This window comes from Mucilaginibacter daejeonensis (assembly GCF_020783335.1).
GTDB lineage: Bacteria > Bacteroidota > Bacteroidia > Sphingobacteriales > Sphingobacteriaceae > Mucilaginibacter > Mucilaginibacter daejeonensis.
In genome coordinates this window covers 3,301,006-3,326,663 of sequence record NZ_CP086068.1, presented here as the reverse complement: position 1 = coordinate 3,326,663, position 25,658 = coordinate 3,301,006, and the positions used below count along the sequence as shown (strand labels likewise).

Below are 25,658 nucleotides of genomic sequence, written 5' to 3'. Positions count from 1 at the left end.
CAAAGATCCAAATTAAAGAATAAATCGACCGGCATCATACACCTATACTACTTGCCTAACCAATCAGAAACTCAATGTTAAAAACATCACTTTCGCTTTTCACAACGATCATCACTACCTGTTTAACAGTGATCAACGTACATGCTCAACGACCGGCTCAGGTTACCGCGCCTTCTGCCACTAATTCCATTTTCTTGGGGTCAAAAGCCGGCACCTCCAAAGCATACGAATGGCAAATGATCAACGCCAGTGAGGCAGGTGCCGAGGGTAAGCAGATCTCGAAACCGGGATATCATACTGGGAAATGGCAGCGGGCCATAGTTCCGGGAACGGTTTTGAACAGCTTGGTGGCCAACAAGGTATACCCGGATCCGTATTACAGCGACAATAACCGCAAATCCAAGAAGCTTATCCCTGATATCGCCGATGCCGGGCGCGAGTTCTATCATTACTGGTTCCGTAGGTCATTCACTGTTCCATCAACCTTAAGTGGCAAGCGGACCTGGCTTAAGTTCCATGGTATCAACTATAGTTGCCAGATTTGGCTCAATGGTCATAAACTGGGAAATATGGAAGGTATGTTCAATGCACAGAGTTTTGATATTACCAATATTGTGAACAGGAAAGGGGCTAACGTGCTGGCTGTGGACATGCTTCCTGTTGATCATCCGGGCACGTCAGAGCGTAAGAACAACGACCGCGTTGGTGCCGTAGGAGAGAACCGCAATGGCGGCGATGGCGAGATCGGTAAAGATGTGACCATGCTGATGAGCGTGGGTTGGGATTTTACCATACCCGATGGTGTACGCGACCGTAACACTGGTATTTGGAGGGATGTAGAGTTGTACACTACCGGCAACGTGACCATGGACGCCCCTTTCGTGATGACCAAAATGGACCTGCCTGACACCTCTCATGCTCAAGAAACAGTAACGGTAGAGCTACAAAACGCTTCTGGAACACCACAAAGCGGATCGCTTACCGGACGCATCAACGAAGCTGGTATATCCTTCAGCAAAAAGATCAGCTTGCTTGCACACGAGAAAAGGACCATCACTTTCAGCCCCAAAGAATTTAAGCAACTGAACATTCAACGGCCTAAGTTGTGGTGGCCTGTTAATAAAGGTAAACCCCATTTATACACCATGTCCTTGCAATTCCGTAGTAACGATGGTACTTTAAGCCATAGCTCCACTACGCGTTTTGGCATACGCCAGGTAACCTCAGATCAAAACACCCCTGACAGCTCCAGACGCTTCCTGGTAAATGGCGTTCCTGTGTTTATTAGGGGCACTAATTGGGTGCCCGAGGCCATGTTACGCAACAGTACTGAACGTACCTATGCTGAGTTGAGGTACACGCGCCAGGCAGGTGTTAACCTATTAAGGCTATGGGGAGGGGGAATAGCCGAGTCGGACTATTTTTACCAGCTTTGCGATGAATTTGGGTTGATGGTATGGAACGAGTTTTGGCTTACAGGCGATACTCGCTTTCCGGTAGATACCGCTCTGTATCTGCGTAACGTTGAGAATACCGTCAAACGCATCCGTAAACACCCATCGGTGGCTTATTATGTGGCGGCCAACGAGGCTAAAGAGGTTCCCGGTACAGCCGAACTCATCTATAAGCTTGATCCTACCATTGGCTATCAAATACAATCAGAGTGTTGCGGCATACATGATGGCAGCCCTTACAAGTATGAGAACCCTATGCAGTATTTCGAGAATACCGCGTCACGCCGTGGCAGCCGGGTAGATGGGTTCAACCCAGAGTACGGCGCACCTTGTATACCTATAGCCGAATCGATACTCAAAATGATGCCCGCAGACCAGGCATGGCCGATCAATGATGCGGTTTGGAACTATCTGGACGGGAACGGTTTTCACCAGGTGACCACTAGATACCGCGAAGCCGTGAACGCATTTGGTCCGTCTAAAAGCATCGAGGAGTTCGCCAAAAAAGGGCAGTTCGTAGGCGCATTGAATTTTAGGGCCATATGGGAAGTTTGGAACTACAACAAGTTCAACTTTGGTGATCGCTGGGCATCAGGATTTTTATTCTGGTATCACAATAGCCCGGCACCGCAAACGGCATCGCGCATGTACGACTGGTATCTGGAACCTACCGCAGCGCTCTACTACTCGCAAAACGGCCTGGCACCATTGCATCCGCAGTTCGACTATCTGAAGAATACCGTTTCGGTGTACAATGATCTACGTCAAAGTTATAAGGGTTATAAACTAGAGGCTGAGGTATATAGCTTAGAAAGCAAACTCATCTGGTCTAAAAGCTCGGTGATCGATATCCCTGCCGATGGTGTGGTGAACGATGCTATCAAGATCCAATTCCCTGAAAATGTGGGCCAGGTCCACTTTATCAAACTGAAATTAAAGGGCCGTGGCGGGAAGTTGATCTCGGATGCATTCTACTGGCGTTCGAGAGACGAATATAAAGGCGCATGGACCATGACCGGGCCGGCAGTATCCGGTTTCGAGGATATCAATAAGCTACCGCGTGTTAGGGTAGAGGCCGCCGTCACGAAACAAAGGATTAATGGTAAAGACATAATGACGGTGGAGGTGCGCAATCCATCCAAAGGACTATCGTTTTTTACCCAGCTTAAGTTGCAGGATGGTAAAGGCAATAATCTGGCGCCAACTTTTTACTCCGATAACTTTTTCAACCTACTGCCAGGAGAGACGAAGGTAGTGACCATTGAACCGCCTGCAAGTGCCAATAAGTCGGCGGTATTGATGCTTGATGCGTTCAACGCAGAGCAGATCAAGGTGCCGATCACGCAATGAAATTGAATTCTTTAATGCCACGTATCAAATGAAAAGATCACTGAACCATATTTTTATCGTTATAGGGCTATTATTCTTGACCTTCACAGGCAATGCGCAGTCGAAAATGGTATATACCGATGCGCATGACCTTAATTTGATCGGTAAGGCAGAAGACAGCAAGATGTACTATCATCGGCTGGACACCTCGGCACATCAGGATATACCTGCCATTGTGAGAACTCTGGCCACGCGGTCAGCAGGCCTCGCTTTAAGTTTTACAACGAACAGCGCCACCGTATCGGCCAAATGGTGCACAAGCAAGCTGGCCACTGCCGATAATATGACCGGTATAGCTTTTGAAGGGATGGACCTCTACATCAAGCGCAACGGGCGCTGGCAATTTGCAGGGGTGGCAAGGCATGTATCTCACGAATGTTCGGAAAGCGTGATCGCTGAAAATATGGAAGCCGGAAAAAAGGAATGTCTCCTTTTTTTGCCCACGTATGACGAGACCTTGTCTCTCAGTATCGGCATTGATCAGGGAGCAGTTATAGAGCGGGGTGATCAGCCATTCAAAAAGAAAGTGTTGATCTATGGGTCAAGCATCGTTCAGGGCGCGTCCGCAAGTCGTCCGGGACTGGCTTATCCGGCTCGGCTTTCAAGAGAGACCGGTTATAACTTTATCAACTTAGGTTTCAGTGGCAACGCAAAGATGGAGGCATCAGTTGCCAACATGCTGGCCGCTATGCCGATGGACGCGATCATATTGGATTGCGTACCCAATCCTTCGCCTGAAGAGGTTCTTGCGCGCACTAACTACCTGGTCAGCACTATTCGCCGGTCGCACCCCAGGGTCCCGATCATTTGTATAGGAAGCGTGGCCAGAGAAAAGGGGAATTTCGACACAGTGGTAGCGGCTAAAGTGGCGCTTAAGGACAAATATTTTGAACAGGAGATCAGGAAGTTGCAGAAGCAAGATAAAGATCTGTACCTAATTGGTGGAGATGGCCTTTTAGGCAAAGACCAGGAAGGAACGACCGATGGCATCCATCCCAATGATCTTGGCTTTGACAGGATGCTGCAAAAGATCCGACCCGAGATCCTAAATATCCTGAAGCGTTACCAGATATGATCAGCTATTTGGATCATGTGGTTTTTCAGCAGTACCTCGTGATGATCCGCATAATAGCGATGTACTTGGTGTCAGCTTTTCATATCCGTATATCCGACGATCTGCCTGATCCTTTGGTCCATCAGATCGATACTCTGCCGCATATCGGTCAGCGTTTCTGAGAATTCATCGTGATGGTCCATAGAGATAATATCCAACAGCCCTTGAATGCTGGCCACCGGTCTTCGCAATTCATGTGACTGAACGAACGCTATCTCCTGTAAGGTCCGCTGCTGACGTTCGGCATCCTGCTTTTGCTGCATGCGTGCTGAGATGTCATTACCATTGTACGAAACGCCGATGATATGTCCATCAAGGTCAAAAGCCGGTTGAATGTATACTTCCCACCAGTAAGACCGCTCACCGAACTCAAGGTGGCGCTCCAGGTGAGTGGTATGTCCGCTCAGAGCTTCTACACAGGCCGTTGTCACTTTATCGCGGTCGGCTGGATCGATCAGGGTCATGATGTCGTAACCCACGTCTATATCTACATGGTGATGTAAAGAGATGAAATCTTGCATCGCCTTACTGTAGGCAATAACTTTAAGCTCACGGTCGAGCAATAAATGGGCGCAGGAGCAGCTATCAAAAAATGATCTCATGATCATCTCTTCCTGTTTAGCTATCAGGAATTGCTCTTTAAGCAGTTCAAGGCTGGCATCAAATTCCAGCAATTGAATCACCTGTTCGGCCAGTATCTGCAACATTCGCTGTTGTATCTCATCTAATTGCCCCGGTACTTGACCGATCACACACAAGCTGCCAAGGTTAAGGCCGTCACTCGTGGTCAATGGTGTGCCGGCATAAAAGCGTATGTGAGGATCGCCGGTCACTAATGGATTGTTAGTAAAACGCCTATCGATCACGGCATCAGGTACCACCATCACGCCATTCTGTTCGATCACATGGTTGCAAAATGCCTGACTACGTGGCGTGCTTTTAAAATTGAACGACCGCTTGATCGGGATATGCTGAGTGTCCTGATCGATCAATGAGATCAACGCACTAGGTGTACCGCAGATCTCGGCGGCCATTGAAACGATCTCCTGAAGCTCATCCTCCTTACTGATCTTTAGTTTGAGGAAACGGTTAACGGCCTGTAAGCGCGCCAGTTCATTTTGTGGCATAATAATATCTTCGTTCAAAAAGCCAGCATTTTGTCTTTAAGCTCATCAACAGCAGCCGCAAGTAACGGTCCTTCCTCTATTTTGAAAAAGTATGGCTCGGCCTGTGCTACGGTCAATAATCTGATCACTTCTGATCCGGGCGTTCGCAATTCACTTACCTCTATCTCCCGGATCTTTTGAAGCGCGGTCCTTTGCTCGCGTACGAGTTCCTCCTGTTCAACGCGACCGGTAATGTTCACCGCATTGAACGACACGCCACTGATCTTACCCTCAATATCGTAGGCAGGCTCAAAGGTCATATACCAACATATGCGTCCGAGACTATACATGAGATCCCGTTCTACATGGACGGTCTCACCGGTAATGGCTCGGTCAAAAGCTCGTTCATATTCGGCTTTAAATTGTGGGTGGACCAGGTCAATGATCGCTCCGCCTTCTTTCAAATGTTTGCCTTGCGCAGCAAAAGTGACCTCATTTAAAGCCTTATTAAAAGCAACGATACGCATTTCCCGATCAAGCAATAAGTGACAAGAGCTGGACGCATCAAAGAACGAACGAAGCGTGATCGCTGTACTTTTTGATCTGATGAATTCTTCTTTAAGTAACTGGAGACTGGCATCGAACTCCAATAAATGAACGATCTGTTTTGATAGACTCTTTAACATCCGTTTCTGGGTCTCAGTAAGTGTTTTTACCTGATGGTCGTAAACGCATACCGTACCGATCTTATCTCCTTCGCCAGTGGTAAGAGGTGCACCTGCGTAGAATCTGATATTTGGCTCATTAGCTACGAATGGATTTGAACAAAAGTAAGCGTGTGTGCTGGCATTTTCAACAACATATAGGTCATCTTGGAGTATAGCTTCTTTGCAAAATGATCTGTCGTAAGTTAGCGAGGTCAGATCCGTCCCAAAACGGTATCTTACATGTTGGAGTTCGTCCGTCATGAAAGTGATCATTGCGATAGGGCTGCCGCTGATCTCGGCCGCTTGTTTTACGATACGTTCGAGTTCGGCATCTTTGCTGATCTCCAGCTTTAAAAATCGATTGACAGAACGCAACCGCTCTAATTCCCTTTGTGGCATAATATTGGTCCCAGAACGCATTTGATCGAGACTCGTTAGCGTCTACGTAGGATGGTAACGCTAAGTTCCTATTTTCTTTGATCAATACTCCCGGAGAATGAACTTACTAATTTTTTTGCACACCGGTTCTGTAAAGGGAAATTATTTACAGAAAAGCGTAAAGGCTTCTGATCAAACGCCTTATTCGTAGCATAGTATCGCTTTGTTAGGCACGGTGTGTTCTACGACGTAAAAACTAACAAGGCCAGATCAGAACGCGAACACTTATGGATTCCGTTAAACCTTTACTGTTGACTCAGCGATTCGATCCTTTTAAGATATTTATCGTCTGTTGACCTTGAGCTTGCTAATTTGAGCTGTTCGATAGCGCCCTTCTTTTTGCCTTGTTTGATTAGGATATCAGCCATGAGCGCATATGGTTCGTCACTGTTGGGACGAATTTTGATCAATTGGTCGGTGATCTGCCTGGCCTGATCGAATTGTTGGTTGTTCAGATAATTGTGAGCGAACTGGTAATAAATGAAGGTCGGTAAATTGATATTTGTTGGGCGTAAGTTAGCGCGTTTGTTAATGCAAAAAATATGATCAATACTCGTTTCCACTTTGATCATACTTGGTTGTGGGTCTTTAGGATTAGCTGGATTCATTGCGGTCGCCGAAAGTATAGGAGGGAGCTTACTAAATGACATCACAAAATTTCTAATGCATCATCAGATCACAAGGATGTATATCGGCGGAGTCCTTCTGTGTTTAGATTTTTTGATAAGAGAATATCGAGCCGGATAAATACTGCCAGATAGAGTTAGTTGCCACAAACCAGATCCTGCAAAAGCACTTGTTAATTCAGGGCTAATCATATGTACGTATCACACCAATATTCTAAACTGAATCGACATTCTATCAATATGACTTGCCAAGTTTTGCTAGATGAGTTTTATTGTGTAATTGCTATTGCTTTTAGGCCCATGGTTGATGCTGCGGGGCTTATCTTCTAATGTACCTTGGTTAAGCTGGTTCAGAAAGCAGATTCGGTCAGCAGTGGAAAATGACTAATGTAAAATATTTGTTGGCCGGGGTGATGCAACCTAATGATATTTAATTGGTCGCTTTATAATAACGCCCTAACTTAGAAGATTGAGCGACCTTAACACTCCCGCTTTTCAGGACATCAATGCAAGCCATGTTACTCTTTTTGAGCGTATAGGACGATAGATGTTAAGTACCAAGTATTTAATCTATTCAAATGTCCTGAACGCCGATACTGTTGATCAATGTTCGTATAATTGAAAGTTGCTTTGTATATGTTTCGATTAACTACCACTTACATATTGCATATCACCTGCTGGCTGTTGTTCATGGCTTTCCCACTATTATTCTTAAACCGAGATAATAGCGTTGAATACAGCCCATGGCCTATACTAGCCAGCGCCCAATACTGGTTGTTCTGTATAACATATCTCAGTGTTTTCTACATGAATACACTGCTTCTCATTCCCCGCTATTTTATAAAGAAAAGATACTTTTCCTACACTTCAGCTTTGATCTTGATGCTAGTGGCTGTATATTTTGTACGTCCATTTGATAAGCTGATCAACATTGGCGAGCAAGTGCATGCTCCGGGGGGACCGCATGGTCCTCCTCCTGGCATGCCTTCAGGATATGAAATGCACATGCCGCCACCTCCGCCGTCGGATGACGATAGTTTTGGTGGACGGGCTTTCTCACACCACGATGTGGGCATGCCACCACCGATGCGCGGTGGACAGCATTTGGATATAACAAGTCTATTTATTTATGTGATGCTCATCGCTTTGGGAATGTCGGTCAGTTCTGTGCAGCAATGGCTAATTACCGAAAGACGCGTGATACAGATCGAGGCAGATAAGACCAGTGCCGAACTCTCATTTCTAAAAGCACAGATCAACCCGCATTTCTTGTTCAATACCCTTAACAACATCTATACGCTGGCTGTCACTGGTAATATCCATACCGCAACCAGCATTATGAAGCTGTCTAATTTAATGCGCTATCTTACTGATGAAGTAAGTGCTGACCGGGTGCCTTTACAAAAGGAGGTGGACAGTATATATGATTATCTTGACCTGCAGCGCTTGCGCATCGGCACTAAAACCAACATTGATCTAAGCGTGACAGGTGATCTGAGTGGGCACGAGGTGCCACCACTGATCCTGATGAGCTTTATCGAGAACATCTTTAAATACGGGATCAGTAAGCGCGATCCAAGCACTGTACGTATCGATATCAAGACAGAGCCACATCAACTCAGCTTTTTTTGTCAGAACAGGATATTTACCGGTAACACAACAATTGAACGAGTAGGCATTGGCATAGCGAACAGCCGGCAGCGCTTGCAGTATTTGTATGGTGAAAAGCATCATCTTGCCATAAATTCTGAAAATGGTCTTTTTACAGTATATTTAACGTTGCTGGTATGACCGATCATTGACCCACCATGACCTTACGATGTATCGCTATTGATGATGAACCGCTGGCTCTTGAACTGATCAAGGTGTACGCGGCGCGATTCCCTTCATTGCAGTTATTGCAAGTTTTTGAGGATGCGCTTTCAGGCGCCGAGTTCTTAAGGCAACATCACGTTGATCTGCTGTTTATTGATATCAATATGCCCGATATCAGCGGATTAGACCTCGTAAGATCATTGAAGAATAGACCTATCATTATTTTTACCACAGCATACAAGAACTTCGCCTTTGAAGGCTTTGAGCTGGAAGCATTGGACTACTTGTTGAAACCGATCGATCAGAGCCGCTTCAGCAAAGCTGTCGATAGGGCTTTGGCGTATCATCAATATCGAACGTCAATAGCTAACATGGAGGCAGAGCAAAGTATTTATGTGTACTCAGAGTATCGAATGATCAAGATAGACGTCCAGGAGATCATTTACATTGAAAGCATGGAGGATTATATCAAGATACATCTGACCACACAGACCAAGCCGGTGCTAACCTTAATGCCCTTAAAAAAGATACTGGCCAAGTTACCCCAAGAACAGTTCAAGCGTATACACCGCAGTTTTATCGTTGGCCTGCGTCATATCCATTCCATCCAAAATCGTAAGATAAGGGTGGGTACCGTTGAATTACCTGTGAGCGACACCTACATTGATGTGTTAAGTCACTGGAAGAACAAGCTCAATTGAATGTTTAATCGGTACAAACCGGCCATTCACCGATACAAATTTACAAGCTTTTACTACCTCCGCTACTTTTGGGTCAGTGATCAATTGAAAGGACCCAATACCATGGAGAGGAAAAACTTTTTAAAAAGCCTAATGATAGGCGCAGTGTCAAGCTCGGTAGTGATCGAAGCTTGTAAAAAAGACTCGGCTACTGAAGCCGCGGCCACGACTACCGGAACCGGTTCAACGGCCGGTACAGCATCGGGCGGATGTGTTGTCGCGCCTACCGAAACCGAAGGTCCTTTCCCGACCAAGGTGCCGGCTTCTTACGTGCGCAGCGATATTACTGATGGCCGTGTGGGCTACAAGCTAACTGTTAAGATACTCGTCACCAACAACAACAAGAATTGTGATGTACTAGCCAATGCGTTGGTAGACATTTGGCATTGCGATGCTGAAGGGAACTACTCTGAATATGGCGGAACAGGTATGCAATCAACCAATTACCAATCAGTACACTTTTTACGCGGCCGACAAACCACCGATGCCAATGGTCTTGTGAACTTTACTACCGTATTCCCAGGCTGGTACAGCGGACGTGCTACGCATATACATGCGCACATCTACAACTCGGCCGGGGTCTCATTAAAAGTAACACAGATCGCATTTCCTGAGGGTTCGGGCTCGGCAGTTGCCGCCGTGAACGGTTATAAAAAAGGGATGTCAGGTTACACCTATAACAAGACCGATAACGTGTTCAGCGATGACACCGCCGGCGTCGAGATCGCCTCGGTGACAGGCAGTGTGACCGACGGATTTCAGCTATTCATCGCATTCAGCGTTCCGGCGTGATAAAATGAATCAAAAAATGTGTTGTAAATAGGTTGAGTCAGGGCGTCGGGTGTAATACCCGGCGTCTTATTTATTTAAAAAGATCATGTCGCGCATTATAACCCTTTGCTACCGCAAATTGATCGATGTTAGCTCGACGGCGCCATGGGATCGAATGGTGTTCGAGGATAGTTACATGGAGTTCAAGATCCAGGCTCAAAACTATACCTTAGGTACATCGTATACCTACTACGCCGACATCATCCGGCACATCCCACAGGCAAGCCAACTGGTTGCCAGGGTGACGCCATCGGTGACCGGCTATATCCAGCAACTCGATCAAGTTATCCCTGATCTGGTCAATAACATAGGAAAGCGTTTTCTGACCTTCAGTAATTTCGAGTTCGAGATCATCAACTCGAGTCTTGTCAGACGTGAAGACCATCGGATAGCTATCAGCTTTTATTCAGGCGAATTACTTTGGCTGGATACGATAGGAGATATGTTGCTATTAGCGAAACCGACCAATGGGCCGGCAGAGGAGATTAATATTGAAGTTCAGACCTTTCTGTTCAAAATACCTCCTTATGTAAATATCCATTCCATCAGAGGTTAACCATCATGACACAACTTACACCCGGGCAGATCTATCTGGCCGACCAACGCGGCGTCTTTGAAGATGCACAGAAACGGCGGTTCAGTACGTTTAACTATTCCAATTATTACTATGAACATCGTAGCCCTCGCAGCGATCTTCGCGTATTCAATGAATGGTACCTTGCCCCTCAAGCAAGGGTCGAGTTGTCAGTTGAGCAGGAAGGTTATCTGATCTTGCTCCCGCTCACCGGAGAATTGATCTGCCAGATCAACGGTGTAGGTCCTACATCTGTAAACGTTGATGAGGTTTTAATGCAGTATGTGTCTGCCGGTACCCGATTCTGCCTGATCGATCCTGATAGCAAAGAAAGTGTGAATTTTTTACATGTGGAGGTTAGTTCTTCCGCAAAAATTGACCTCGATTTTGTCCGAAAGGTGCCCTTTGATCTTGCAAGTTCGCCGGATAAGTTGCTACTGTTGACCCCTTACAGTTCTGAAATACCTATCAAGCTTCATGTGGGTTATTTCGCGGGTAGAAAAGAGACCGTATGTCAACTGAGCGGTAGTTCATCTGTGCTGTTCGCCTTTGTGATGAATGGCGCCTTCGAGATACAGGGCCGTTTACTTCACAAAGGTGATGGATTAGCCCTATGGGACACAACGGAGACAGATATAGAAGCATTAAGTGAGAATGCGGTGTTACTGACTTTTGAGAGCAGCTGACCTTCATTTGCTTATTCAAACTAACAAGCCCTGACAATTAATGTCGGGGCTTATTAGTTTAAAAGTTATATGGTGATGTTTGGTGACTTGATCACGGCTACATATCATGTGATCAATATTGAGTTAGATGTAAGGTGATGGTGTCGGGTCGCATGGCTGTAAATATGCCAAAACCGTTCACCACGTTAGTTGGCGGATTGGTCAGCTTTTGTGAAGTGGTGCTGGTGTTGGTGGTCAGTATGTCGGTGTATTCTTTATTGACCCGGTACAAGATGGCCCGATAGGTGCCCAGGTAGTTGAACGAGCGATAATACATGTCGTAATGGTCGGCTTGCCTGACGTTTTGCGTGAAGTTGACCGGCCGGTTACTGATAAGGTTAGCCTTGGCCGGATCGCTCTCATCGTTAATAAAGGTCAGCACATGGTACAAGGAGTCAGTATTGTTCCATTTGAAGGTGACAGCTACAGAATCATCGGTGCCGGTCACAGGATTTCCGCCGCCCATGCCCGTGGTGTAAGGCAAATTAATAGTAGTTCGGGTAGCCGTGTATCCATTTGGCTTCTGCGGCATTAAAGTAGAAGCGCTAACAGCCAGTTCATTGTAGGTAAAGCTGAGTTTGTAGGTTTTGCCAGCAATTAAGAAATTATCGTCAGCATGGGTATAAGTGCCCTTAGCGGTCTCAGTAAGTGTGCGGATATTGGCACCATCACTCACTTGCAATCTGAGGCCGCTGATCAGGGGTCCGTAAGTAGCCGTATCTGCAGTGCCTTTTTGTTCATATACTTTCACGCTTATCGGGTGTCCGGGTATCAGATAGCCTTCGATCACAGGCTGCGTATCCACGCTTATGCCGGTGTCTTTACTACAGGCAGATATAAGCATCACGCTATAAATGATGCTCATAATAACGATGACAGGTAAAGCTTTTTTGACCATTATTTTAATTTTAAACTGAGGGTGATGTTGGGGGTAAGGCCCAGGTACTTGACATTGGTGGTGATCACCTGGTTGCTTTGCAAATAGTATTCGTTGTACCAGGTGTTGGCGTGGTTGTAAACGTTGAATAAAGAGAATCCGATGCTGCCTACTTTACGGCCATCTATCTTGAGCAGATCATAAGTGGCCGACAGATCCAGGCGGTGATAGGCCGGTAACCGTTCGCCGTTCTTGGCGCTTATGGTGAGGTACGTGTTGCGGCCACCGTCAATAGTGTTGACAGTGTAACTACCCATAGGTGCAGTATATGGATGGCCGGTACTGAAGATGAAGACGGCCGCAAAGCTCCACCGTTGCCAATGGTACATGTTGATCGATTTGAACTCGTGTCTGATATCCTGATTTGAGGAAAAGTAATTGTCGCCATAATTTGGGAATTTGCTTTTGGCCTCACCCAGGGTATAGCTAATCCAGCCAGTATACATGCCCGCTTTTTTCTGCGCCAGGAATTCGACACCTCGTGCGTACCCTTCGCCATTGTAAAAGTTCTCGGTGACCGTGGTCGTGGTGTTGGCCGGCATCATACCTGGCCCTCCGCCATTGCCCCCGGTGGTACGGATCGAATACTCGGTAAGCCCATGTAAACGCTTGTAATAGCTTTCTACGTCGAACAGGAAACCATCGGTCTCGTAGCTCATACCCGCTATAAAGTGATCGGCATAACTCACCGGAATGTTGCTGTTATTGGCCAGTACCCAAAAGTTACGGTCGCCGGCGATCACGTCTTCACGCGTTACTTGCTTGGTGAACTGATAGAACCTGCCCATAGCGCCCTTAAGCTTAAAATTGCTCGTCATATCCCAGGTGGCGTTGAGGCGCGGCTCTGTATACCATTTACCGGTAGGAGTAAAATACGTGGCACGTATACCTGGCTGTATGTGTATGTCGGGGGTTGGGTCATACTCCAATTCGGTAAAAGTGCCTGCAACGGTGCCGCTATTGTTTTGAGCGATCAGGCGAGAGGTGTCATTTTGAGTGTAATTGTATTTAATGTTGAGGTATGAGCCATAACCGCCAAATAATAACTTGGCCTTTGTCCCTGCACGCCATTCCCAATCACTTTTAAAGCTCAGATCGTTAAGTCGGTTGGTCTCTACGTATCCGTTGTTGATCGTACGGGTAACGGCACTATCGGTGATGGTGCCTATGGTGCCACGTGCTCGGTCGCTGTAAAAGCCGGAGTAGCTCACTACAGTATTAGCATACAACTTTTTACCCAAGCTGCTGGTCCATTTTAAACTGCTTCCGGTATTTCCTGAGCGCGAGTTGTCATTGACGGTCAGGTCGCTATTAGTGATGGTGGTGAGGAAGGATGGGAAGTTGAGCTTGCGGCCGTTGTCTAAATGGTCTGTACCGTTGTAAAAGCTCAACGAAAAAGAGTTTTTGGTAGATGGCGTGAACGTGTATTTTGCGTTAACATCATAAAAGTAAGAGGTTGGCGTTACCTGATTGGCGAAACCTCCTCCGGGGCCGCCCATGCGGCCACCTCCGCCAAAACCACCTCCACCACCGGTCGCGTTATTAGTGGTGGTGGTATTGAACTGACCAAATATCTTGTCATAAAGCGGACCTTGATAAGAACGTCTGAAGGCTACCAACGCTGTCGACCTTTTTCCTACAGGGGTCTCAGCATAAACGTTTGTGCTTAACAGCCCCAGATCTCCACCAATATTGGTCTCGTTCTTATTACCGTCCTTACCGCGTATTTCCGTAACGCTGCTCAATCTGCCGCCGTATTTAGCTGAGTATCCACCTTTGTACATCTCCACGTCACGTATGGCGTTACTGTTGAACGCGCTGAAGAATCCATACAAGTGATCTACCTGGTAAACGGTAAAGCCGTCGAGCGTTACCAGGTTCTGGTCAGGTGTGCCGCCACGCACGTATGCTCCTGATGAGGATTCATTAGTAGCACTGACACCCGGCATCAGTTGGAACGAACGCATGATGTCACGCTCACCTATATTGGGCAACTTGTCGAGCGCCGCAGGAGTAAGCTGAAGTACGCTTACCTTCTTACTATCAGTATTCAACACACCGGCTTTTTTCCCCACAACTTCCACCTCGTTAAGGGTATTGTTCATATTTGGGAATAGTGATAGCTCAAGCTGGTCGGTGATGTTCTTAGAATTTAGTCGGAACGCATCATTCTGGTAGCCCATAAATGAGGCCTCTACCACCGAGGTATCGTTAGGTACGTTCATGATGGTGAAGTTGCCGTTGGCGTTGGTCAGCACGCTTAGGTCAGAGTTGCGCACCTTTACCAAGGCGCCGGGTAATGCTTCACCGGTGTTTTGATCGGTGACACGACCGCTTACTGCAAATTTGAATTTTTGAGGAGGTCCTTTGGGCGCCTCCAGTGCCTTGGGTTTGATGATGGCCATGTTGCGGCGCAGGCTCTTCAACCGGCGTAAACGCGGGAGGTCGTCTGGATTTTCCATAATGTATAAGGTGCCATCATTCTCGATCCAGTAGCGCAAGCCATGCTCATCGCAAACGCTTTTGAGCACATCCAACAATGACTCATTGAAAAAGCGGACGTTCACATCATATCGTTCCATCGCCTCCTTTTCAAAGAATACGGGTAGGCGGTATGTGGCCGAAAGGGTGTCGAGCATTTTGTCCATAGTACAGGTAAAAAAATGATCGATCATGGTCCTTTTAAGGATCTGCTTGGTTTGCTGGGCATAACCCGTCCCGGCAAAAAAGGTCAATAAAAGGGTCAAAAAAATAAAGGTTCGCTTCATTTAATGTAGTGAGTAATGGGTACTAAAGTGCGTGCTGTGGCCGCTTGGCTCAAATAATTGAGATAAGCGACGTTAAAATGTAGACCAAACGGTGCTTTGTGCGCCGGGAATCATTGCTCTTTGCCGGTCATGCGGCTTATAGCGTCTTTATAATTGTCGGTGTATGGCACCTCGGCATCGGCTACCTTGATCCTGCCTTTACGGATCGATCGCACGTGATCAATGTTAACGATGAATGATTTGTGCACTCTGAAAAATTGGTCGGCTGGTAACTGTTCTTCAAGTGCTTTGATAGTAATGCGTGATAGGATCGGTTTGGATAAGCCGCGCGCATTCAATTTTACATAATCTTTTAACCCTTCAATGTAGGTGATATCGCCGTGGCTTAACTTGATCAAGTTGTAGTCAGCATAAACGAACAGGAACTTGCGCGGCTTTTCTGCCGGAGCAGGAGCAGACACTTCAGCCAGGCGTTTATTATTCTCAAAAATGGTTATCGCTTTGTTACAGGCTTTCAGGAAACGGTCGAACGCTACAGGTTTCAGCAGGTAGTCCACCACATCAAGTTCAAAACCATCTATCGCAAACTCCTGGTAGGCGGTCACAAATATCACCAGCGGTTTTTGGGGCAGGCTTTTAACCAATTGCAGGCCACTGACACCAGGCATTTGTATGTCACAAAATATGAGATCCACCGGCTGTTCCTGCAATAGTTGCATGGCCTGCGCCGCATTACGGCACGAGCCTACTAATTGCAACTTGTCAACACGTTTGAGATTGTCTTCCAATAAGTCGATAGCCAGAGGCTCGTCGTCAATGATCAGGCAGCGCATGTTTAGAACAGTATTTTTATGAATACGAGGTGAGTGCCGTTCCGCTGGTCACGGTGTATGATGTGCATATCCGGATATTGCTTTTCGAGCTTTACCCTTAACTTGATCAGGGTAACTTGTAGCCGCTCATCGTATACTGCTCGGTTGAGCTTATAATAAAGCCCAAAAGTAAAACAGTATCGGTCCAGTTGCAGGTCAAAAACGATGACCGGATCGTCTACCTGCAATATACCAAAACGAAATACATCGTTGATAAGCGGAAGTAATATGTCATGCTCTATACGGTGATCACACGGCGCTATGTTAGCGTACAGTGCAATGTGTGCTGAATAGCGATAATGCTGCCGATAGTGATCAATGTAGGCGCTCAGATAGCTGACCTCTTGATCCGCACTGAGCAAAGTTTGATATACTGAATTATGCATTAGGTGAAATTTGTACCTATAACCGTATAGTTACGTTCCTTAGTGTATCAACATGCCGATGTGTAGATGTACAGGCGGAATGTATAGACGAAAAAGAGCATAATGCCAGATTCTAAGAACGAACTTGAACTAAGCTTGCCAATGAGCAGATAGTTATGTCCATTTGGTCTACACAATCATTGTCGTTATCTCATAAGTTATGCGGCTTATTAATTTGTAACTTTATTTGTAGCAATGAAAAAACTGATCGGTAAGTCTTGGGTGTATAGTGCTGTTCCCTTGATCGTATGGTTCCTGTTGTTGGTACTTCCGTTCTTGCAAGGCCCGGCGAACGTCCCTGCCGATGTGCGCCATCATTTTATCAAAACTGTGGTGCGCAATAATTTTATGTTATTGTGCCTGTTCTACGTTCATACCTATCTCATCTATCCGCTTATCACCAAGAAAGGCATCGCCTGGTATGTGATAGCATTGCTGATAATGTTAGGACTTTACTGGACCTACTGGTCTGTATTTGCCAACACACCACCGCCTCATCATAATGATTGGCCACGCCCCATGCCAGGTGACATAGCAGTAGGTAAACGTTTTGGAAGACATCGCGGCCCTGATTCTTTTATGGCAGTGTCAGGTCCGCTGATCGCCTTGCTTTGTAGTTTTTGTTACCGTATTATATTGGATAATGCCGCCCGCGCCGAACGGATGCGGGAGCGGGAAACCATCCACCTCAAGACGGAACTGAACTTTTTGCGCTCGCAGATCAGTCCGCACTTTATATTCAACATCCTCAATAGCTTGGTGTCGCTTTCGCGGAAAAAAAGCGATGCGCTTGAACCTGCCATCATGAACCTGTCGCATATTATGCGCTACATGCTTTATGAGAGCGATGACAATCGGGTGCCTTTAAATAAAGAGATCGAATATGTAAAAAGCTATATCGATTTACAGATGCTACGTTTTGGATCAGAGGTGAGCGTGAATATTGATATAAAAGGCGATACTGATGTATTTATGATCGAGCCAATGCTGTTGATCCCCTTTATTGAAAATGCTTTCAAACACGGCACAGGGATGGTTGACAGGCCTGTGATCAATATATCACTCCATATAAGCGATGAAAGTGATCAAATGAACTTTTGTGTGCAAAACCCGATTGGCCATCTTGATCAATCGAAAGACGACAGCTCTGGTATCGGTTTAAGTAACGTACAACGCCGCCTGGCAATTCTATATCCGCAAAGGCATGACCTCAACATTAACCGAACCGAAAACTCATTTGGCGTAGAGTTGACCCTGCATTTGGGCTGATCGAACGCTTTTCACTTCATACAATAAAGCCCCTGCAATGCATAGCGTTCCGTTGTGCCGAGGCATGTTCGTATGCTAAGGGAGGCAATGCTATGCTTTTACATCTTAACCTTTCTGATCACGTGATCATTGGTTGAACGAGACGGCTCTGATGTTCTTGTTTGGTGAATAAGGCAATTGCACTGTGAATCTCTGTCGCTGCAATTCATTCTCTCGTCGCTACATTCGGTCGGGTGGTATACTTTTTTTTCAGTAGGCTGCTATTCGCGCTAATCTTGTAACATCAAACACTTACTCAGGCTGTTAACGTGCTCCCGCCATCGGGACATATAATGGAATGTTGGAGCGCGACACAGCATGAGCTTAAACAAGATGATCGTGAGACACATATCTTTTTTCATTTTTTTTAGTCTTATAGCCTTATGTTCGTTCGGTCAGTCGGCCCGTACGATAATTGGTTCAGTTAAGGATTCTGCTGGCGTGGCCATACCTGGCAGCACTGTGAAACTAGTAGCTGGTACCGATAGCATGACCACCATGACCAATCTAAACGGCGCATTCAGTTTTCCCAATGTCAAAGCTGCTGCATTTAAGATAAAGGTCAGTTCTATTGGCTATCGCGCTATCCAGAAGCAGTATGCTAATGCAGAAAGTGCGCTTGGTGACTATACTCTCAAAGCAGAAGCGACCCAATTAAATACAGTAGTGGTAGGATCGGTCACACCGATCAAATTAAAGGGAGACACGACCGAGTTCAATGCCAATGCATATAAAGTGCGGGAAGGCGCACCGGTTGAGGACATGCTTAAAAAACTGCCGGGTTTTGACGTGGACAAGAATGGGAACGTTACCGCCCAAGGTAAGAGCGTGACCAAGGTGCGAGTGAACGGGAAGGACTTTTTTAGCGGCGACCTCAAGACGGCCACGCAGAACTTACCAGCCGATATCGTCCAAAACGTACAACTGATCGATGATTACGGCGACCAAGCTAATCTGACCGGTGTAAAGACAGGTGAGCCCGAAAAGATATTGAACATCACCATCCGCCCTGATAAGAATTACGGATACTTTGGGCAGGGCACTGTTGGAGACGGTTCAGATGCGCAAAAAGCGATCGTGGATAAAGATGGCTCGAACCGGTATGTGGCGTCGGCCAGCTTGTTCAGCTTTAACGGCAACAGGCAGATCGCTGGCCTGGCCAATTTCAACAACACCAATACCAGCTTGTTTAGCTTTGGTTCGGGCGGGCCGCGTGGTGGTGGTCCGGGTGGTGCCGGCGGCCGTGGGACAGGAGCGGGCGGTGCGGCAAGTACGGATGGTATCACTACGACCCGCTCGGTTGGGCTTAACTATCGCGATCAGTGGGGCAAAAAGATATCGGCTTATGGTAGTTATAGTTACACCGACAACACGGTGAACACCATCAGCTCAACTATACAGAACAACACCTCGCTAACTTCGCCCAGCGTAAATACGTTGTCCAATAATCAAACCACTAACAATATCAGCCATCGTTTTAACTTCAATATCGAATATAAGATCGATACGATGAACTATCTCAAATTCACGCCATCCATATCGTATGCTGGCATCAATACAGATCTGTCGCAGACCAGCTCATTGGTGCGCAATAGTGCTACGGTGAGTAATTATTCGTTGTTGTCAACGCTGAATTCTTCGGCGCCCAACTTCGGTGGTAATTTACTGTACAACCACAAGTTCAATAGCCGTGGACGGAATTTCAGCATCAATGCCAGCGCAGGCTCTACCGAACTGACCCAAACGCAAAACCCCATTTATAACTATACCGCCGGTGTAGCCACTGCACCACTTGATCAGCTGATCAGCACTAAGGTCAAGCTCGATAGCATAGGCACCACTTTGTCATACCTCGAACCTTTGAGCAAGCGCTCGTTCCTGGAGCTGAACTATGCTTATCATTTTGCGCATACAACTTCTAACAAGGCTACCGATACGTTGACCACGAGCGGCTTACGGAACAGGTATGACCTGTTGAGTAACGATTATGAGTTCGATTTTATCACCAACCGCGTTGGGTTAAATTACCGCTTCATTGAAAAAAAATACAATTATACCTTAGGTTTGGCGGCCCAGCCTACCTTACTTACTGGATATTCGGCGACCAATGGGGTTGATACTCGAAAATCCACCTTAAATTGGGCACCTACGGCACGCTTCATATATAATGCATCAAGAAGCCAGTCATTCAGCTTGAATTATAATGGTGTGAGCAACCAGCCCACTTATAGTACGTTACAACCCGTTATCGATCTTTCCAATGCACTGTACCCCACTCAAGGTAACCCCGATCTGCGACCGGAGTTCAATAACAATATATCACTCAGGTATAACCAATTTAACTTCGAGTCAGGTAACGTATTATTTGCTAACCTATCGTTCGCCAAAACAGATGATAAGATCGTCGCCAATACCATTAATTACCCTGCAACTTACACGCCCAACACCAAGTTGGCAGGTACTATACTCACTCAATATTTGAATGCCGACGGCTTTTATTCGGCGCAGGGAGGCTACACTTACGCTAAGCCATGGCAGAAGCGCCGCTATACACTGATGTTTAACGGTAGCTTAAGTTACAACAACAATATATCCTACATCAGTAATGTGGCGCCAACAACCTATGTCATGACCACAGAAAAGAATGTCGGCAAGAGCTTGACGTTTACCCAAGGCACTAAATTTCGTACTGATATCACCAATATCATCGACGCTGAGCTCAATGCCAGTTACAGCATTACCCGTACGAATAACTCGCTCACACAGAACAACACCAACAACGATTTCCAGACCCTGAACCTGGGATTGACCGGCAAGAACTACTTTGGCAGCACCTGGACATTGAGCTATGATTACACTAAGAGTATCTACTATGGATACGCAGGTGCTACCAACCCAAACATTTTAAATACCTATGTTGAAAAGAAATTTTTGAAGCAGAACATTGGTGCGATACGATTATCAGCCTTTGACCTTTTCAACCAGAACACCGGCTTTAGCACCACACAGAGCAGTAGCTACATCACTCAAACGCAAAGCAATCGCTTAGGGAGGTACTATTTGCTGACGTTTACCCTTCGGTTACAGAAGTTCGCCGGTAAGCGACCAACGCCAGGAGACGGTCCGGGTAATTTCAGAGGACCAATGGGCGGCGGCCCTCCGGGGCTGCCGCCAGATATAGATAGTAGCGGAGGATAGCACGTTCAATGCGAACCAGTTTGATCATGTAGAATTAGGTATTATAATTTACCATCTGCCCCGTCCTGTAATCTTTACTATTTCCTTGGTCGAATCGCCCAAACCGAACTTCTCCCTAACATCTGCCAGGCTGTAAGTTTCCATGCTCTCCGGTGGGTCGTGTTCCTCCAAGGTCTTAGGTGCTGCAGCGCTGGAAATATCCGGTAATCTGAATAGCGCGTCGATCCCTGCCCTGGGAACAACGGTTTTTTTCTTCTTTAGGTTGACAGCATGTATGACACCGGATCTGATCAAAGTATAGACGGTTTGCTTGGAACTGTTGAGCAATTTGGCGACCTCAATGACAGATAAGAATTCTTTGTCCTTGAGGTCTGTCAATGGCTTATCAATAACGGCTTTCGTCTCCATATCACTTTGAGCGACCTTGGTGCCCATGATCCTCGCTTTGTGGGCAAGTTTGGCACGCCGGTCCCCGCAGTATTTGGTAACGGTGGTCCTTGCTTCAAAATGTGCACCGCAATTATGACAAATCCTGGTGATACGGATATTAGAACTCATGCTAAATTGGTTAATTTTGTGCTCATTTGTTTATAGTTGTTTAAAAGTGTCCAGTTGTTTCTCCCTTTAATGCTGTTTGAGGAACAAGAATCTGAGACGAGGATCAAATGAGGAACAAAAATAAACCAAAAATACCTTGAGATGCAAACGATAATAGAAAATAATAAAGCCTGTAAGTATTGATTTACAGGTTTTTATTTGTTGTTGTTTACGGTTATGTGTCGATGTTTGCGTCTGTTACTTCCCGATACAGAACTTAGAAAATATATTGTCCAGCAGGTCATCGGTCGTCACCGTTCCGGTGATCTCGCCTAGGTAGTGGAGGGCTTGTTTGATGTCCATGGCCAGGAAGTCGGAGGTGGTTTGGGTGTCGATGCCTTCGAGGGTGCGGATCAGAGCCTGCTCGGTACGCTGCAGCGCTTCCAGGTGGCGTATGTTGGTGACCAGGGTCTCGTTACCGTTCAGGCGACCTTGGATAGCGGTCTCGTAGATGAGTTGCTGCAGGTCGTCGATATGGGTCTTTTCACGGGCCGATACCGCTGCGAACTGCACGCCTTCGGGCATCAGGGCCTGGTAGGTACTATAGCCCGTGTTAAGATCGATCTTATTGGCGATCACCAGAGTAGGGATGCCAGGTTTATGTAGGGAGTTAATGTCCTGCTGCAATTCATCAGCAGTGATGGTGGCCGCATCGAACACGTATAATAGCAGCGCGCTTTGGCTGATCTTCTCCATGGTCTTTTGCACACCGATTTGCTCAATGGCGTCAGTAGCTTCGCGGATGCCGGCGGTGTCGATCAGTCGGAAGTTGATACCGTTGATATTGAGCGTTTCCTCGATAGTGTCACGCGTGGTACCGGCAATGTGGCTTACTATAGCGCGTTCCTCGTTCAGCAGAGCGTTCAACAGGGTCGATTTACCGGCGTTGGGCCGGCCAGCGATCACGGTATTGATACCTTGTTTCACGGCATTGCCCAGTTCGAACGAGCGGATCAGCTTGCCAATGATGCGCGTAAGATCATGGATCAGCTGCTTGAGCTGACTACGGTTGGCAAACTCCACATCCTCTTCCGAAAAATCCAACTCCAGTTCGATCATAGAGGCAAAGTGCACCAGTTGTTCGCGCAGCGTCTGCAATTCGTTGCTGTAGCCGCCGCGGAGCTGCTGCAAGGCCACTTGCTGTGAAGCCTGCGAATCTGACGCGATAAGGTCGGCCACAGCCTCGGCCTGAGACAGGTCGAATTGCCCGTTTAAAAACGCTCTCAGGGTGAATTCGCCCGGCTTGGCCGACCGCGCTCCTTTTTTAATCAGGAGCTTGATGATGGATTGAATGATGTAGTTCGACCCATGGCACGATATCTCCACCACATTCTCGCGGGTGTAGGAGCGAGGACCAACGAAGATCGACATCAATACTTCATCCAGCACCAGCCCGTTGTCGACCACGGTGCCGTAATGGATCGTATGCGTGGCCTGGCGGGTAAGGTCCTTACCTTTAAAAACACTGTTGGCGATCTGTATGGCGTCAGTCCCCGAAAGGCGGATCACACCTATTGCTCCGGTACCGTTGGGCGTTGCCAATGCAACGATCGTATCTTGGGTCGAGTTATCCATATCGTGACCCCAAAGTTACTGATCATCGGGCGTACTTATGTTTTGGTGTTGTAAAATATACTTGGCGCAGATCTTGGTACTAACTTACTGAGAGCGACGATAATAGTTGCTTTTGTGATATTAACCAATTAACTTACGATCCCACCTAAATGATGACCTATGAACACCAAGATCTTTAATTCGCTTGTATTAGTGGTATGCGGCATTCTTTTTTGTTTCATTGTGGCCGATACCAACGGAAAGTGGTCAGGAAACGTTGATTACAACGGTAGTATGGTCCCTTTGTCGTACTTTTTTAAGGTAGAGAACGGCAAGGTGACGGGTACTTCGCAAACGCCACTGGGCATTGCCGACATTGTGGATGGAAAGATCGAAAAAGACATCATGACCTTTAAAGTGAACATCAATGGCGAGACGGCTATGCACACCGCTACCGTATTTGCCGACTCGATCAACATGAAGATCAGTTATCATGGTGATCAGCTTTATACGACATTAAAACGCAGCAATTCGCAATAACGTTACCTAATATCGTTAAAAACAAAAAGGGGCTGCTCGTGATCACGAGCAGCCCCTTTTTGTTTTTATGTAAACATTTATCTTATTTGGCGGTAGCCAGTTCATCACTATCCGCGAACAGCGTTGCCGATAATACGCGGTTGATCAGGAACACGAACACCGGTGCGGCCAGCACGTCTATAGTATAATGTACGTGTTGCACCAGCAGCAAGCAACCTACAATGAAGGTAGCGATCAGCGAGAGGATCTTGTCCGATCGTTTCTCGAGGCAAAAATACATGGTGATCAGTGTGGCCGTGTGACCGGAGTAAAAAAGGTCCTTGGTCACTACCGCGTGGCCGTAAAATATCCCGGTCAAAGGGTCTACCAACTCTTTTAAGCCTGCAGGTGGCGCCAAAGGCACCAGGGTGATGGTAAGCAGGCGGGTAAGGCAGATCACGATGTATAGCCAAACGTAACGTACGTAAATGGCCGGGTTGGCTATCGCCCGTAAAAGCGTGAGTAACCCCATACCCCAGATCACCATAAAAATATAGATCGATACATCCTGAGGGGCGATGTGCGATAGGATAGGGTCATGAAGCTGAACGCCTGCACGACGCTCGATATGTTGGAAGAAAGCCGGCATGGCCGATAGTACCAGCGCAACTATAGCAGAGCCGATCACCATGAGCGATCGCTGCGACGTGCATGACCAGGTGGCCTTCCAGTTCTGTTTTAAATTAAATGATATCCGGTTCACAGATCTAAACTAAAAATGGGTTTGCAAAATTAATGCTTTCTGTACAATGTTAAATATGTTTTATATGAATATTAATAGGTTGTAAAGTTAGACCGATATGTGCCATAATGTTTAACTTTGCGCCGCTAATTACAAAAGGATGAAATATAAGCTGGGCGACTTTGTGCGTTTTGTTGACGAAAGGCGGGAAGGATATGTGACACGCATATTTGACGAGCAGATGATCGGCGTCACGGGCGACGATGATTTCGAGATACCGGTACTGGCTAGCAAAGTTACCACCGTGCACGGCCATGCTGCTAACAAGCAGCAGGCAGCCCAAGGCAAGGTGGGTACAGAGGTAGCCATCCCAACGGCCGAATTCGTTAGCCGGGGAATATATTTAGGTGTAGTTAGCGATGCCAAAGCGGCTTTGGTAGTGCATTTCCATCTCATCAATGAAACTTCGTTCCAACTGATGATAACGCTTACTATCGAAGGACAGCGCAACAAAGGTGAGTACCTGGGCATTATTGGTCCGCGTTCATCTGCCGATATGTATTCTGCTCAACTTGCCGATATTCAATTGTGGCCAAAGTTCAGCATCCAAGCTTTGTACTTCACCGCTCAGGATGTAAAGCCATTGCCTCCGTTGGTCTTCAACGAAAAATTCAAGGCTAAGGACTTTGCAGGTGCTAAAAAGAATCTGCCTGTGGTTGGTGGCCAGGGCTGGCTGATCAGGATCGACGAACCGGAAATGGTGATCGATGCTCAAAAGCTTAAAGAGAGCTTTTTTAAACCGGCTGCCGAAAAGCAACAGGTAGACAGGCCGTTGAACGAGGTGGACCTGCACATTGAAAAGCTGCGCGATGACCATCATTTTATGGGCAGCGCCGAGATATTGAACATCCAACTCGATGCTTTCAAGAAAGCATTAGATGCCGCCATTGTACATCAGCTGCCCGAGATCACTTTTATACACGGTGCAGGCAATGGCACACTGCGCAATGAATTGCACAAACTGCTGGGCAAGAACCAAAAGGTACGCACCTTTATGGATGCCCGCAAAGAGAAATTTGGCTACGGAGCCACCAAGGTGGTATTAAAGTAGCCTAAACCTTCTCCGAAAGGATGGTTTGAACTATTTGATCAACAAAACGACATTAAACAAAATACGCTCTTTGTAAAGCCTTCTCTACCGGGGAGGGAATGGAAGGGG

21 protein-coding genes are annotated in these 25,658 nt (G+C 46.7%); 11 read left to right on the top strand and 10 right to left on the bottom strand.

What is annotated here, in order from left to right; all coding sequences use genetic code 11:
• Positions 1 to 74 precede the first annotated feature (74 nt).
• Both LLH06_RS14190 and LLH06_RS14185 read left to right on the top strand, forming a co-directional pair.
• Positions 75 to 2,804, top strand: a complete 2,730-nt coding sequence (locus tag LLH06_RS14190; RefSeq protein ID WP_228169950.1) for a glycoside hydrolase family 2 protein — start codon at positions 75 to 77, stop codon at positions 2,802 to 2,804.
• A gap of 28 nt (positions 2,805 to 2,832) precedes the next feature.
• Positions 2,833 to 3,918 (top strand): SGNH/GDSL hydrolase family protein, encoded by a 1,086-nt coding sequence (locus LLH06_RS14185; protein ID WP_228169949.1) that lies wholly within the window; start codon positions 2,833 to 2,835, stop codon positions 3,916 to 3,918.
• Between the two features lie 71 nt (positions 3,919 to 3,989).
• On the opposite strand, the gene LLH06_RS14180 is transcribed toward LLH06_RS14185, so the two are convergent.
• The 3 genes from LLH06_RS14180 to LLH06_RS14170 all read right to left on the bottom strand — a co-directional run bounded on the left by LLH06_RS14180 (position 3,990) and on the right by LLH06_RS14170 (position 6,816).
• Entirely contained in the window at positions 3,990 to 5,084 is a 1,095-nt protein-coding gene (locus LLH06_RS14180; protein ID WP_228169948.1) for a GAF domain-containing protein, read from the bottom strand.
• A gap of 14 nt (positions 5,085 to 5,098) precedes the next feature.
• Positions 5,099 to 6,169, bottom strand: a complete 1,071-nt coding sequence (locus LLH06_RS14175; RefSeq protein ID WP_228169947.1) for a GAF domain-containing protein — start codon at positions 6,167 to 6,169, stop codon at positions 5,099 to 5,101.
• Between the two features lie 284 nt (positions 6,170 to 6,453).
• Positions 6,454 to 6,816, bottom strand: a complete 363-nt coding sequence (locus LLH06_RS14170; RefSeq protein ID WP_228169946.1) for a tetratricopeptide repeat protein — start codon at positions 6,814 to 6,816, stop codon at positions 6,454 to 6,456.
• A gap of 900 nt (positions 6,817 to 7,716) precedes the next feature.
• On the opposite strand from LLH06_RS14170, the gene LLH06_RS14165 reads away from it, so the two are divergent.
• From LLH06_RS14165 to LLH06_RS14145, 5 genes are all read left to right on the top strand, one after another.
• A complete protein-coding gene (locus tag LLH06_RS14165; RefSeq protein ID WP_228169945.1) occupies positions 7,717 to 8,625 on the top strand; it encodes a sensor histidine kinase in 909 nt (302 codons plus the stop codon).
• A gap of 17 nt (positions 8,626 to 8,642) precedes the next feature.
• Complete coding sequence (locus LLH06_RS14160) at positions 8,643 to 9,350, top strand: LytR/AlgR family response regulator transcription factor (RefSeq protein ID WP_228169944.1); 708 nt, start codon at positions 8,643 to 8,645, stop codon at positions 9,348 to 9,350.
• 102 nt (positions 9,351 to 9,452) lie between these two features.
• Positions 9,453 to 10,181, top strand: a complete 729-nt coding sequence (locus LLH06_RS14155; protein ID WP_228169943.1) for a dioxygenase family protein — start codon at positions 9,453 to 9,455, stop codon at positions 10,179 to 10,181.
• An 85-nt stretch (positions 10,182 to 10,266) separates the two neighbouring features.
• Entirely contained in the window at positions 10,267 to 10,776 is a 510-nt protein-coding gene (locus LLH06_RS14150; protein ID WP_228169942.1) for a hypothetical protein, read from the top strand.
• A 5-nt stretch (positions 10,777 to 10,781) separates the two neighbouring features.
• Positions 10,782 to 11,480 carry a pirin family protein gene (locus LLH06_RS14145; RefSeq protein WP_228169941.1) on the top strand — a complete coding sequence of 233 codons (699 nt, stop codon included), beginning with the start codon at positions 10,782 to 10,784 and terminating at the stop codon, positions 11,478 to 11,480.
• Between the two features lie 112 nt (positions 11,481 to 11,592).
• Here the strand turns inward: LLH06_RS14145 and LLH06_RS14140 are convergent, their stop codons facing one another.
• The 4 genes from LLH06_RS14140 to LLH06_RS14125 all read right to left on the bottom strand — a co-directional run bounded on the left by LLH06_RS14140 (position 11,593) and on the right by LLH06_RS14125 (position 16,482).
• Positions 11,593 to 12,384, bottom strand: coding sequence for a DUF4249 domain-containing protein (locus LLH06_RS14140; protein ID WP_228169940.1), 792 nt, complete (start codon positions 12,382 to 12,384; stop codon positions 11,593 to 11,595).
• Between the two features lie 32 nt (positions 12,385 to 12,416).
• Entirely contained in the window at positions 12,417 to 15,224 is a 2,808-nt protein-coding gene (locus LLH06_RS14135) for a TonB-dependent receptor (RefSeq protein WP_228169939.1), read from the bottom strand.
• Positions 15,225 to 15,334: 110 nt separating this feature from the next.
• On the bottom strand, positions 15,335 to 16,057 hold the full coding sequence (locus LLH06_RS14130) for a LytR/AlgR family response regulator transcription factor (protein ID WP_228169938.1): 723 nt from the start codon (positions 16,055 to 16,057) through the stop codon (positions 15,335 to 15,337).
• A 2-nt stretch (positions 16,058 to 16,059) separates the two neighbouring features.
• Positions 16,060 to 16,482 carry a hypothetical protein gene (locus LLH06_RS14125; RefSeq protein ID WP_228169937.1) on the bottom strand — a complete coding sequence of 141 codons (423 nt, stop codon included), beginning with the start codon at positions 16,480 to 16,482 and terminating at the stop codon, positions 16,060 to 16,062.
• Positions 16,483 to 16,716: 234 nt separating this feature from the next.
• On the opposite strand from LLH06_RS14125, the gene LLH06_RS14120 reads away from it, so the two are divergent.
• On the top strand, positions 16,717 to 17,790 hold the full coding sequence (locus LLH06_RS14120; protein ID WP_228169936.1) for a sensor histidine kinase: 1,074 nt from the start codon (positions 16,717 to 16,719) through the stop codon (positions 17,788 to 17,790).
• Between the two features lie 378 nt (positions 17,791 to 18,168).
• Complete coding sequence (locus tag LLH06_RS14115; protein WP_228169935.1) at positions 18,169 to 21,027, top strand: TonB-dependent receptor; 2,859 nt, start codon at positions 18,169 to 18,171, stop codon at positions 21,025 to 21,027.
• 48 nt (positions 21,028 to 21,075) lie between these two features.
• Here the strand turns inward: LLH06_RS14115 and LLH06_RS14110 are convergent, their stop codons facing one another.
• Positions 21,076 to 21,585, bottom strand: a complete 510-nt coding sequence (locus tag LLH06_RS14110; RefSeq protein ID WP_228169934.1) for a helix-turn-helix domain-containing protein — start codon at positions 21,583 to 21,585, stop codon at positions 21,076 to 21,078.
• Between the two features lie 237 nt (positions 21,586 to 21,822).
• On the bottom strand, positions 21,823 to 23,199 hold the full coding sequence (gene mnmE / locus LLH06_RS14105; protein ID WP_228169933.1) for a tRNA uridine-5-carboxymethylaminomethyl(34) synthesis GTPase MnmE: 1,377 nt from the start codon (positions 23,197 to 23,199) through the stop codon (positions 21,823 to 21,825).
• Between the two features lie 159 nt (positions 23,200 to 23,358).
• Between mnmE and LLH06_RS14100 the strand changes: the two genes are divergently transcribed.
• The gene (locus LLH06_RS14100; protein ID WP_228169932.1) at positions 23,359 to 23,718 is read left to right on the top strand and encodes a hypothetical protein; all 360 of its coding nucleotides are present in this window, start codon (positions 23,359 to 23,361) and stop codon (positions 23,716 to 23,718) included.
• An 82-nt stretch (positions 23,719 to 23,800) separates the two neighbouring features.
• Here LLH06_RS14100 and LLH06_RS14095 read toward each other — a convergent pair whose 3' ends face one another.
• On the bottom strand, positions 23,801 to 24,460 hold the full coding sequence (locus LLH06_RS14095) for a sphingomyelin synthase family protein (protein WP_228169931.1): 660 nt from the start codon (positions 24,458 to 24,460) through the stop codon (positions 23,801 to 23,803).
• Positions 24,461 to 24,599: 139 nt separating this feature from the next.
• Here LLH06_RS14095 and LLH06_RS14090 point away from each other — a divergent pair, with 139 nt between their 5' ends.
• Positions 24,600 to 25,550, top strand: coding sequence for a Smr/MutS family protein (locus tag LLH06_RS14090; protein WP_228169930.1), 951 nt, complete (start codon positions 24,600 to 24,602; stop codon positions 25,548 to 25,550).
• Positions 25,551 to 25,658: the final 108 nt, after the last annotated feature.